This is a genomic window from Variovorax sp. P4_B10 (assembly GCF_056402375.1).
This window is the reverse complement of sequence record NZ_JBFUHN010000133.1, coordinates 1-11,354: the sequence shown is the minus strand read 5'-3', so window position 1 is coordinate 11,354 and position 11,354 is coordinate 1. Positions and strand designations below refer to the sequence as shown.

At 67.6% G+C, this 11,354-nt stretch carries 11 protein-coding genes and 1 riboswitch; of the genes, 2 read left to right on the top strand and 9 right to left on the bottom strand.

The window, feature by feature from the left end; all coding sequences use genetic code 11:
* Window positions 1–191 (top strand): integrase core domain-containing protein (locus AC1DXX_RS32155; protein ID WP_478138256.1); only part of this gene is annotated, 191 nt, incomplete at its 5' end.
* A gap of 101 nt (window positions 192–292) precedes the next feature.
* Here the strand turns inward: AC1DXX_RS32155 and AC1DXX_RS32150 are convergent.
* The 4 genes from AC1DXX_RS32150 to AC1DXX_RS32135 all read right to left on the bottom strand — a co-directional run bounded on the left by AC1DXX_RS32150 (window position 293) and on the right by AC1DXX_RS32135 (window position 3,961).
* Window positions 293–619 carry a thioredoxin family protein gene (locus AC1DXX_RS32150; protein WP_478138255.1) on the bottom strand — a complete coding sequence of 109 codons (327 nt, stop codon included), beginning with the start codon at window positions 617–619 and terminating at the stop codon, window positions 293–295.
* Between the two features lie 57 nt (window positions 620–676).
* A complete protein-coding gene (locus AC1DXX_RS32145; RefSeq protein ID WP_478138254.1) occupies window positions 677–1,369 on the bottom strand; it encodes an HAD family hydrolase in 693 nt (230 codons plus the stop codon).
* 55 nt (window positions 1,370–1,424) lie between these two features.
* Window positions 1,425–3,311 carry a phosphomethylpyrimidine synthase ThiC gene (gene thiC, locus AC1DXX_RS32140; RefSeq protein ID WP_478138253.1) on the bottom strand — a complete coding sequence of 629 codons (1,887 nt, stop codon included), beginning with the start codon at window positions 3,309–3,311 and terminating at the stop codon, window positions 1,425–1,427.
* An 86-nt stretch (window positions 3,312–3,397) separates the two neighbouring features.
* Window positions 3,398–3,503: riboswitch (TPP riboswitch) on the bottom strand.
* A gap of 26 nt (window positions 3,504–3,529) precedes the next feature.
* Window positions 3,530–3,961, bottom strand: coding sequence for a YchJ family protein (locus tag AC1DXX_RS32135; protein ID WP_478138252.1), 432 nt, complete (start codon window positions 3,959–3,961; stop codon window positions 3,530–3,532).
* Between the two features lie 165 nt (window positions 3,962–4,126).
* Here AC1DXX_RS32135 and AC1DXX_RS32130 point away from each other — a divergent pair, with 165 nt between their 5' ends.
* On the top strand, window positions 4,127–4,861 hold the full coding sequence (locus AC1DXX_RS32130) for a helix-turn-helix transcriptional regulator (RefSeq protein ID WP_478138251.1): 735 nt from the start codon (window positions 4,127–4,129) through the stop codon (window positions 4,859–4,861).
* A 15-nt stretch (window positions 4,862–4,876) separates the two neighbouring features.
* On the opposite strand, the gene iaaH is transcribed toward AC1DXX_RS32130, so the two are convergent.
* From iaaH to AC1DXX_RS32105, 5 genes are all read right to left on the bottom strand, one after another.
* Complete coding sequence (iaaH, locus tag AC1DXX_RS32125) at window positions 4,877–6,394, bottom strand: indoleacetamide hydrolase (protein WP_478138250.1); 1,518 nt, start codon at window positions 6,392–6,394, stop codon at window positions 4,877–4,879.
* Window positions 6,395–6,485: 91 nt separating this feature from the next.
* Window positions 6,486–7,316: a metallophosphoesterase gene (locus AC1DXX_RS32120; RefSeq protein ID WP_478138249.1), complete on the bottom strand. Its 831-nt coding sequence runs from the start codon at window positions 7,314–7,316 to the stop codon at window positions 6,486–6,488.
* 5 nt (window positions 7,317–7,321) lie between these two features.
* Window positions 7,322–8,452: an acyl-CoA dehydrogenase family protein gene (locus AC1DXX_RS32115; RefSeq protein WP_157616067.1), complete on the bottom strand. Its 1,131-nt coding sequence runs from the start codon at window positions 8,450–8,452 to the stop codon at window positions 7,322–7,324.
* A gap of 32 nt (window positions 8,453–8,484) precedes the next feature.
* Window positions 8,485–9,735 (bottom strand): M20 family metallopeptidase, encoded by a 1,251-nt coding sequence (locus tag AC1DXX_RS32110; protein WP_478138248.1) that lies wholly within the window; start codon window positions 9,733–9,735, stop codon window positions 8,485–8,487.
* Window positions 9,736–9,825: 90 nt separating this feature from the next.
* Window positions 9,826–11,010, bottom strand: a complete 1,185-nt coding sequence (locus AC1DXX_RS32105) for an acetyl-CoA C-acyltransferase (protein WP_478138247.1) — start codon at window positions 11,008–11,010, stop codon at window positions 9,826–9,828.
* Between the last annotated feature and the right edge of the window lie 344 nt (window positions 11,011–11,354).

Genomic DNA, 11,354 nt, shown 5'->3' with positions numbered 1-11,354 from the left:
GCTTTATCCAGTCAGCGTTACGCGAATGGGCCTACGGCCGTGCATATGCCAGCTCGGATCAACGCCGAGCTGCGTTGCCGGTCTGGAATCACTTCTATAACTGGCACCGGCCCCATCACGGCATCGGCTGCCAGCCTCCTATGTCTCGGCTCTCGAATTCACGCAACAACCTCTTGACTCTTCACACCTAGGCCGCGCCGGGGGACATTCGCGGAGCAGAGCACGCCGTCGGCGGGATCGCGCCCTGAACAGCGCACCCACGCCGCGAATCGACGGAATCCGGAATCAGACCTCAGACCGGCTGCGCAATCAACGCCAGCGCATCGGCAATCGACTGGCTGTCTTCCGGCCGTACCAGCTTCGCGACCTGCTTGCCGTCGCGCATGAACACCAGGGTGGGCCAGAGCCGCACGTTGAACGAGCGACCCAGAGGGCGCCCGCTGCCGTCTTCGACCTTGATGCGCGGGATATCCGGATGCTTGGCAAAAGCCTCGGCAATGTTCGGCTGCGCGGCCTTGCAGATGCCGCACCAGTTGGTGCCGAACTCGACCACGGCAGGACCCGAGAGCGCGTCGATCTCGGTGCGGTCGGGTTGCTCGGTCCTGTATTCGGAAGTCATCGGAACGGTCTCCTTGGTGCCTGCTCGGTGGGTGGTGCCTGCCATTGCACCAGAAACTCAGGCCGCCTGCAGGCGGTAGCCCGAAAGCAACGCGGGCAATTCGGTCATGTCGCTGAACACCTGCACGGCGCCGACGCTCAGCAGCGGGCCGGGGCCGCTGTGGCCCGATTCGCCGGTGCTGTAGCCGAACACCGTGGCACCCGCGGCCACGCCCGCCATCGCACCGGTGACCGTGTCTTCCACGATGGCGCAGCGTTTCGGATCGACGCCCAGCGCTTCGGCGGCGGCCAGGTATACATCGGGGTGCGGTTTGGAGCGCGGCATTTCGTGGCCGCTGAAGATGCGGCCTTCGAAACAGTCGAGCAGGCCGACCTTGGCCAGTTGCAGCTCGACCTTGTGGCGGTCGGCGCCCGAAGCGCAGGCGATGCGGCCTTTCAGCTTCGCGTGGATTTCGCGGATGGCCGCGGGGGCATGGGGGATCGCCGCGAGGTCACGTTCGAGGGCCTCGTTGCGGCGGGCCCTGAATGCTCTCAGCCACTCGGGGGTGATGGTGAAACCCGTCTTCGATTCGATGAGGGCGGCTTCGTCCTTCACGGCCTTGCCGGTGAAGGTGTTCATCGATTCTTCGGTGCTGAGATGCCAACCGAGTTCGCCGAGCATTTCGGCGAGGACGCGGTTGGTGATGGGTTCGGAGTCGACGAGGACGCCGTCGCAGTCGAAGAGGACTGCGGCGAAGGGGAATGGGGTCATTGCGCTGGAGGGTTCGGGGGGAGTTCCCCCATGGTAGCAATGACCCCGGGCCAACTCAGGACACCGGCTGGATCGGGATGTAGATCTCGCCGCCGCCCGCCATGAACTCCCTGGATTTCTGCGCCATCCCTTCAGCCATGGCTTCCGCCTCGGCCACGCCCTTCTTCGCCGCGTACTCCCGCACCTCCTGCGTGATCTTCATGGAGCAGAACTTCGGCCCGCACATCGAACAGAAATGCGCCACCTTGCTCGAATCCTTGGGCAAGGTTTCGTCATGGAATTCGCGCGCGGTGTCGGGGTCGAGACCCAGGTTGAACTGGTCCTGCCAGCGGAACTCGAAGCGCGCCTTGCTCAACGCATCGTCGCGCGACCGGGCGCCGGGGTGCCCCTTGGCCACGTCCGCCGCATGCGCGGCGATCTTGTACGCAATGATCCCCTGCTTCACGTCGTCGCGATCGGGCAGGCCCAGGTGCTCCTTCGGCGTCACGTAGCAGAGCATCGCGGTGCCGGCCCAGCCGATCATCGCAGCGCCGATGGCGCTCGAGATGTGGTCGTAGCCTGGCGCGATGTCGATGGTCAGCGGGCCGAGCGTGTAGAACGGCGCCTCGTGGCAGTGCTTGAGCTGCTCGTCCATGTTGGCCTGGATCATGTGCATCGGCACGTGGCCCGGCCCTTCGATCATGGTCTGCACGTCGTGCTTCCACGCGATCTGCGTGAGCTCGCCCAGCGTGCGCAGCTCGGCGAACTGCGCTTCGTCGTTCGCGTCCGCGCCCGAGCCGGGGCGCAGGCCATCGCCCAGCGAGAAGCTCACGTCGTAGGCCTTCATGATGTCGCAGATGTCCTCGAAGCGCTCGTAGAGGAAGCTCTCCTTGTGGTGCGCGATGCACCACTTGGCCATGATCGAGCCGCCGCGCGACACGATGCCCGTCATGCGGTCCGCCGTCAGGTGGATGAAGGGCAGGCGCACGCCCGCGTGGATGGTGAAGTAGTCGATGCCTTGCTCCGCCTGCTCGATCAGCGTGTCGCGGAAGATCTCCCAGGTCAGGTCTTCGGCCACGCCGCCCACCTTCTCGAGCGCCTGGTAGATCGGCACCGTGCCGATGGGCACCGGCGAGTTGCGCACGATCCAGTCGCGCGTGGTGTGGATGTTCTTGCCGGTCGACAGGTCCATCACGTTGTCGGCGCCCCAGCGGATCGCCCACACGAGCTTTTCGACTTCTTCCTCGATGCTCGAGGTGACCGCCGAGTTGCCGATGTTGGCGTTGATCTTGACCTTGAAGTTGCGGCCGATGGCCATCGGCTCGACTTCGGGGTGGTTGATGTTGGCCGGAATGATCGCGCGGCCGCGCGCCACCTCGTCGCGCACGAACTCGGGCGTGATGATGCGCGGAATGCTCGCGCCCATGGGGTTGCCGGCCACGCGCTTCGCACGCTCCTCGTTCGCGAGGTACTCGGCCATCCATTCGCGCTTGCCGTTCTCGCGCAGCGCCACGTATTCCATCTCGGGCGTGACGATGCCGCGGCGCGCGTAGTGCATCTGGGTGACGTTGGCGCCYGATTTCGCGCGGCGCGGCGTGCGCTGCAGCGCCGAGGCCCCGGCGCGCAGTTCGGCCAGGCGCTGGGCGTCGTGGTCGTGGGCGTGCTTCAGGCCTTCGTCAAGCGCCTGGTGCGAACGGCCTTCGTAACTTTCGGTGTCGTTGCGCTCGGCGATCCATGCGCCGCGCACGTCGGGCAGGCCGCGGCGCACGTCGATCTCGACCTTGGCGTCGGTGTACGGGCCCGAGGTGTCGTAGAGCGACACCGTTTCGCCGTTGGTCAGCAGGACATCGCGCACCGGCACGTTGAGATCGGGCCGGCTGCCCGGAATCAGGCACTTGTGCGACGCGGGAAAGGGCTCGCGCGTGAGCGCAAGCAGGGAGGTGAACTTGTCGGGGGCATTCATCGGGGCACTCCTTGTTGAGGGAAAGGGTGCTCCGCAATCGCTCGGTGGACTTTGGGCCGTCACGGAAGGTGGGTGACGGGACCGGAGTCAGGGAGTGCAGCTCTTCTTACGCCGGTATGACCCGGATCAAGTTCGCGGGTCGGCAGCTTTGCCATCTCAGCACACCACATGTGTACACCCCGGAGCGGGGCTGATTGTGCGGGCCGCAGCCCGGTGCGTCAACCCACGGGTTGTTGCAAGTCGCCTTCGAGGTAGTACCAGCGTTCGCCCTCGCGCACGAAGCGGCTGCGCTCGTGCAGGCGCGTGGCGGTGCCCGTGCTGCTGCGCTGGCGCGCCACGAATTCGACCTCGGCATGGTCGGCATCGAGCACGGAGCGCGAACGGATGTCGAGCCCCAGCCATTTGACGCCCGGCTCGAACTCGATCGAGGCCGGCCGCTTCGACGCATGCCAGGTGGCGAGCAGGTATTCGGCGCGTTCCAGCACGAAGGCCGAATAGCGCGAACGCATCAGCGATTCGGCGTCGGGGGCGGGCGTGTTCTCGAAATCGTCGAGATAGCGGCCACAGCACAGGGCGTAGCCGATGGGCTTGTCGCGGCGGTCGGTGCGGCCGCAGGGGCAAGGTCCGGTGGTGGGATCGATGGCGCTCATGGAGACCCCTATTGGAACACCTCGCGGGCATCCCTCCGATGGGGCAACCCCGGGGCCGTTCAGGGGACTGCCGGCGACGGCCTTCCGGGCCCCGGACATCCACCCTTGGCGCGGCGCTTGCTAAACGTTAGCCTTACTTCGGCACACGAGAAGAGCGAGGCGGCGATGTACCTGACAGGCTCCGAACAGCACGCGCTGCGCGGCGTTTTCACGCTGCTGGCGGAAGACCGCGGCGAACGCGACATTCGCGAACAACTCGGCCGGGCGCTGCTCGACCTGCTGCATGCGGACCAGTTCGCCTCTTTCGTATGGAACGCCCGGAGCGGCCGCTTCGACGGCCGCGTGGCGCTCAACATGGACCCCGCCAATCTCGACCGCTACGGCGAATGGCACCAGCACCACGACCCGATCACCTTCGTGCTGCAGTCGCGCCGCCGCGCCACGCGGGTGACCGAGGTGATGCCCCAGCGCGAACTGATGCGCACCGCCTTCTTCACCGACTTTCTCTCGCGCGACGGGCTGCACTGGGGCATGAACCTGCATGCCTTCGAAGGCGAGCGTGCGCTGGGCGATCTGCGCATCTGGCGATGCAAGGGGCGGGGTGACTTCGGCGATCACGAGAAAGCACTGCTCGACCTGATCGAGCCCGCATTCGTCGGCGCGCTGCAGCGTGCGCAGCGCACGGCAGCTGCGGTGCCGATGCCCGCCGAAGCGGCATGGCGCGCATTGAGCACGCGTGAGCAGGAGGTCGCGCGGGCCGTGTGCGAAGGCCTCACCGACAAGGAGATCGCGCGCCGCATGGCCGTGAGCGTGCCCACGGTGCGCACTTACCTGCGGCGCATCTTCGACAAGCTCGGCATCGAGCGCCGGTCGGCGCTGGCCGGCCTGGCCAAGCGCTGACCCGGCAGGGGCGCCCTACTTCGCCTTGGGCGCCGGCAGGCGGCCCAGCACGCCTTCCACCGCGAGGCCGACGGCGAGCAGCTTGCGGTCGCTGCCGGCCGGTCCGTCGAGTTCCAGCCCCACAGGCAGTCCACTCGTCGCACCGAGGCCCGAGGGCAGTTGCACGCCCGGAATGCCGGCGTTGCTGCCAGGGTCGGTGTTCTGGATCAGCGCGCCGAAATTCTCGGGGCTGCTGGCTTCGGGCGCGGCCGCCAATGCCACGCGCGGCACGGTCGGGAAGACGAGCGCATCGAGCCTGTTCTTCGCGAAGGTGTCGCGGTAGAGCCTCTGCAGCGCGGGGCGTGCAACGCGCATCGCGTTGTCATAGGCAGGCTTCGCATCGACCACGCCGTTCGGCGCGGGCAGCTTGCGCGGGATCACGAAGGCTTCGAAGGTGCCCTTGACGTCGGGACTTGCGATACCGGCCGTCAGTTGCGCGATGTCGATGCCGGTGCGGTACTTCGCGAGGTAGGCCACCATGTCGTCGTGCGCCTCGTAGAGCGCGAGCGGGAAGCCGACGGCGCCGTTGAGCGCCATGAGCTTCGGCATCTCCACATCCACCAGCGTGACGCCGGCGGCGCGCAGCTTGGCCAACGCGGCATCGGTGGCGGCGCGTGTGTCCGCGTCGAGGTTCGCGTAGAAGGCCGGCACCACGCCGAGCCGCACGCGCTTCAGGTCGGCGGGCTTGAGCGGTGCGCCACCCGCGATCACGCGGTCGAGCAGCGCGACGTCGGCCATCGACTGCGCCATCGGTCCCGCGGTGTCGCGCGTGTGCGAGATCGGCGCGATGCCCTGCTGCGCATAGCGTCCCATGGTCGGACGCAGCGAGGCGCAGCCGTTGAACGCGCACGGAATGCGCACCGAGCCGCCCGTGTCCGTGCCCAGCGCCGCCGGAGCCATGCGCGCGCCGAGCGCCGCGCCGTTGCCCGACGAGGAGCCGCCCGCGACGCGGCTCGCGTCGTAGGCGTTGCGCACGCCGACCTCGGGGCCCGTCTGGAACGCGGGGTTGTAGCCCGTGACGCCGAAGGCCAGCTCATGCATGTTCGTCTTGCCCAGGATGACAGCGCCGGCCGCGCGCAGCCTGGCGACCACGGGCGCGTCGGTGGCGGGCACGAAGCCCTTGAGCGCGGGCGTGCCGGCCGTGGCGGGCAGGCCCTGCACCTGGATGTTGTCCTTGATCACCACCGGCAGGCCGGCCAGCGGCTTGCAGGCCCCGCCGCGCTTGCGCGTTGCATCGGCGGCACGCGCGGCCTTCAGCGCGCCGGCCTCGTCGAGCGTGACGAAGGCGTTGAGATTCGCCTTCGCCTTGGCCTGTGCGAGGTAGGCCGTCACCAGCTGCTCGCTGCCCAGGGTGCCGGCGCAGAGCTGCTGCACGGCATCCGTCGCCGTGAGCGTGGCGATGTCCGGGACGGCGGGTTGGGCATGCGCGCCGGGACCCAGGGCGCCCAGGCACAGCAGGGTCAGGGCGAAGGGAACGGGTTTGGAAATGGACATGGCAAGGACCTCCGACAAAGAGATCGCCATGCTGCGCCGTCGGCGCCGGCCTGTCTGTCATCGAAACCGATGACACGGAACGAAAACGCCCCTACTGGAACATCACCCACTCGGGCCGCATGTTGAAACGCACCGGGAGGATGCTCACGCCCAGCCCGCTGGTCACGTACATGCGCTTGCCCTTGTGCGCGACCCAGCCGTAGGCCCACTCGCGCGGCGCGGCGCCCGGCACCACCAGCGCGCCATAGCCCGGCACGCTGACCTGCCCGCCGTGCGTGTGGGAGGCGACCACCAGCCCCTGCGTGCGCGGCATGGTCGCGAAGCTGAAGGGGTCGTGCATCATGACCAGCGTGGCGGCGCCCTTCGGCACGCCGGCCAGCGCCCTGTCCGGTTCCGAATGGCCGGTCGAGTGGTCGCCGATGCCGACCACCCAGATGTCATGGCCCGGCAAGCGCACCGAAGCGTTCTCGAGCACACGGATGCCTTGCGCGGAAAAGGCCTTGGCCGTGCGCTCGCCGTCGTGCCACCAGTCGTGGTTGCCGAGCACCGCGTACACGCCCTGCGGCGCCTTCAGGCGGCCGAGCACGGCAGCCATGTCCTCGATGGAAAACGCCTCGTCGTCGCCCGAGCCCGCGAGGAAGTCGCCCGGCAGCAGGATCACGTCGGGCCGTGCCGCATTGATCTCGTCGACGATGCGCGCGGCGCGCTCCGCGCTGGTGATACGCCACAGCGAGCGCGTGGTGAGGTGCCAGTCCCCCGCCATCGCCACCTTGAGGCCGGCCGGCGCCTGCCACTGCGCCGAGCTCAGCGACTCGACGCGCGCCGCGACCCAGCGCGGTTCGATGACGGCCGTCCAGACGGCCAGCGCCAGCAGCAGGACCGCCGCGGCGATCCGGATCGCCGGCAGCCGACGACGGCGCACGCCGCTCACGCCAGCGCGCGCTGGATCAGCAGTTTCTGGATGTCCGACGTGCCTTCGTAGATCTGGCACACCCGTACGTCGCGGTAGATGCGCTCGAGCGGAAAGTCATTCACGTAGCCGTAGCCGCCCAGCGTCTGGATGGCAGCGCTGCAGACGCGCTCGGCCATCTCGCTCGCGAACAGCTTGGCCATGGCGGCTTCTTTGAGACACGGCCTGCCGGCGTCGCGCAGGCTTGCGGCGTGCCAGATCAGCTGTCGCGCAGCTTCGAGCTGCGTCGCGCACTCGGCCAGCCGGAAACCCACGGCCTGCTGCTCGAAGATCGAGCCGCCGAAGGCCTGGCGCTCCTTGGCATAGGCCAGCGCCACGTCGAACGCGCTGCGCGCCATGCCCACGCTCTGCGCGGCGATGCCGATGCGGCCGCCTTCGAGCGCGCCGAGCGCGATCTTGTAGCCCTCGCCCTCGGCGCCGATGAGGTTCTCCGCCGGGATGCGGCAGCCGTCGAAGTTGATCTGCGCGGTGTCGCTGCTGTGCTGGCCGAGCTTGTCTTCCAGCCGCGCCACGCTGTAGCCGGGTGCGTCGGTGGGCACGATGAAGGCGCTCATGCCGCGCTTGCCCGCGCCCTTGTCGGTCACCGCGATGACGATGGCGACCTGGCCGTTCTTGCCGCTGGTGATGAACTGCTTCACGCCGTCGATCACATAGCCATCACCGTCCTTGCGCGCCGTGGTGCGCAGGCTCGATGCATCGCTGCCGGCCTGCGGCTCGGTGAGGCAGAAGGCGCCGAGCATCTGCCCTTGCGCGAGGGGCTCGAGCCACTGCTTCTTCTGCTGTGCGTTGCCGTAGCGCATGAGGATGGCGTTGACCGGGCAGTTGGTCACGCTGATGGCGGTGCTGGTGCCGCCGTCGCCGGCTGCGATTTCTTCGAGCACCAGCGCGAGCGTGAGGTAGTCGAGACCCGCCCCGCCATGCTCCTCGGGCACGCAGATGCCGTAGGCACCGAGTGCCGCGAGGCCCTGGTGCGCCTCCTTCGGAAAGCTGTGCTCGCGGTCCCACTTCGGCGCGTTGGGCCAGAGTTCGGCCTGCGAAAAATCGCGCACCGCGTCGCGGATGGCTTCCTGGTCGGCACTGAGCAGCATGGCGTGTCTCCTTCTTTTTTCTGTCTGCTTGCTTACTTATTGGCGCCCAGATCCATGATCAGGCGTGCGGCCATGTACAGGCGGCGCGGGATGGCGCTGATGTCGACGTACTCGGCCTTGTCGCTGTGGTAGCCGAAGCCCGGCAGGCCCAGGCTTTCAATCACCGGCTTGCCCGAGAGCGCGGCATACGCTGCGTCGGTGCCGCCGCCGCTGCGCTCTTCCACGCCCAGCGTGCCGCCGGCTTCCTTGTAATAGGCCACGGCCTTGTCGACCAGCTTCTTGCCGCCTTCGCCGGCATTGAAGGCCGGGCGCCCGCGCGTGACGATCACCTTGACGTCGGCCTCGGGCAGCTTCTTCTGCTGGGCCTTTTCTTCGAGCGTCTTCATGGCGGCATCGAAGTCTTCGTTGCGCGCATAGCGCACGTCGGCATTCAGCGTGGCGCTGGCGGGGATGATGTTCGACACGTTGCCGGCCTTGGCGATGGTCCAGTTGAAGCGCAGGTGCTTCGCCTTGTCGTCGATGCTCATGGTGCGCAGCACGAGGTCGGAGGCCTCGACCAGCGCGTTCACGCCCAGCTCGGGGGCGGCGCCCGCGTGCGAGGCCTTGCCGGTGATGTTGACCTGCACGTAGGCGATGCCCGAGGTGCCGAGCGAGAGCTTCTCGTCGCCGGCGCTGGTCGGCTCGAACGAGAGCACGTAGTCGGCCAGCTTGGCCTCTTCCTGGATCAGATCGCGCGAGCCGAAGGAGCCCTTTTCTTCGTCGGTGTTGAACAGCACGGTGATGGTGCCGTAGTCGCGCACGCCGTAGTCCTTGAGCAGCTTGAGCGTGTGCAGGATGACCGCATTGCCGCCCTTGTCGTCGGCGATGCCGGGGCCGTAGGCCTTGTCGCCTTCGACCTTGAACGGCGCCTTGGCCAGGGTGCCCTTGAGGTACACGGTGTCCATGTGCGACATCAGCAGCAGGTTCTTGCCGCCGCGGCCCTTGAGCTTGCCGACGATGTTGTCGCCGACCGCGAGGCCGGCCGACTTGCTGCGCGTGACGGTGAAGCCCAGGGTCTTGAGTTCGCCTTCGAGGTAGTTGCCGGCGGCGGCAATGCCTTCGGCGTCGCCCGTGCCGGTCTCGATGTTGACGAGCTTCTCCAGCGTCTTGACGACGGCGGGCTGCTCGTCGGTGGCCGCCTGGAACAGCACGTTGTCGCGCTTCTGCGCCCAGCTGGCGGCAGGCGCCAGGAAGGCGGCGGCGAGCACGGCGGCCAGGCCGGTGCGGTGGATGGATGGGCGCATGGAATCTCCTGCTCTACGCAATGTTGTTGGAATGTCTGGCTCGAAAACGCCGGCGAGCAGCCCTCCCTCGGGCGCTCCCGGCCATGTTTCTTATAGCAATTCGAGTGCCACGGCGGTGCCTTCGCCGCCGCCGATGCACAGCGTGGCCACGCCGCGCTTCTTGCCGCGCGCCTTCAGCGCATGAATGAGCGTGACCATGATGCGCGCGCCGCTCGCGCCGATCGGGTGGCCCAGCGCGCACGCGCCGCCGTTCACGTTGACGATCTCGTGCGACACGTCGAGCTCGTGCATCAGCGCCATCGGCACCACCGCGAAAGCTTCGTTCACTTCCCACAGGTCTACGTCCTTGACCGCCCAGCCGGTCTTCTTGAACAGCTTGGCGACCGCGCCCACGGGGGCGGTGGAGAACCACTCGGGCTGCTGCGCATGCGTGGCATGGCCGACGAGGCGGGCGATGGGCTTCGCGCCGATCTTCTTCGCGTGCGACTCGGTCATCATCACCAGCGCGGCGGCGCCGTCGTTGATCGACGAACTCGATGCGGCGGTGATGGTGCCGTTCTCTTTCTTGAACGCGGGCTTGAGCGTGGGGATCTTGTCGAGCTTGACCTTGCCCGGGCCTTCGTCGATGGCGATCACGGTGTCGCCGCCGCGGCCCTTCACGGTGACGGGCGCGATCTCTTCCTTGAACGCGCCGGACTCGGTGGCCGCCTTGGCGCGCTGCACGCTGGCAATGGCGAAGGCATCCTGCTGCTCGCGGGTGAACTTGTACTTGGCCGCGCAGTCTTCGCCGAAGGTGCCCATCGAGCGGCCCGGCTGGTAGGCGTCCTCGAGGCCGTCGAGCATCATGTGGTCGAAGATGCGGTCGTGGCCCATGCGGTAGCCGCCGCGGCCCTTGAGCATCAGGTAGGGCGCGTTGGTCATGCTCTCCATGCCGCCCGCCACGATCACCTCGTGCGTGCCGGCCAGCAGCAGGTCGTGCGCGAGCATCGCGGCCTTCATGGCCGAGCCGCACATCTTGCTGAGCGTGACCGCGCCCGCGCTGTCGGGCAGGCCGCCCTTGTAGGCCGCCTGGCGCGCCGGGGCCTGGCCCTGGCCTGCCATCAGGCAGTTGCCGAACAGCACTTCGCCCACGCTGTCGGGCGCGATGCCGGCGCGCTCGACGGCCGCCTTGATGGCGACGCCGCCGAGGTCGTGCGCGGAGAGGGAAGAAAAGTCGCCTTGAAAGCCCCCCATGGGGGTGCGGGCGGCGCCGACGATGACGATGGATTCGGACATGAAAGGTCTCCTTGGATTAAGACAAAGTTTTCAAACGACTGCGCAGCAGTCAATCAACGATCCGTTCGATGGCAACTTTGCCGAAATCGGCGATTTGCACGTCGAGTTGCAGGATTGCATGAAACTGGCACGAAGACCGGGGTGCTGTTGTTCGGGGTGCGTGCACAGGACACCGGGTGCTCCCCTCCGCGAATGTCCCCCGCTTCGCTCCTCCTTTATTTCGCTGCGGGGAGCACCCGGTGCCCTGTGCACGATGGACGCAGCGCTTGTGCGAGCCGATCAACCAGTGCTCCGAACGATCACGCCGATGGTGTGCTCTGCGCAGCGAAATAAAGGAGGAGGCC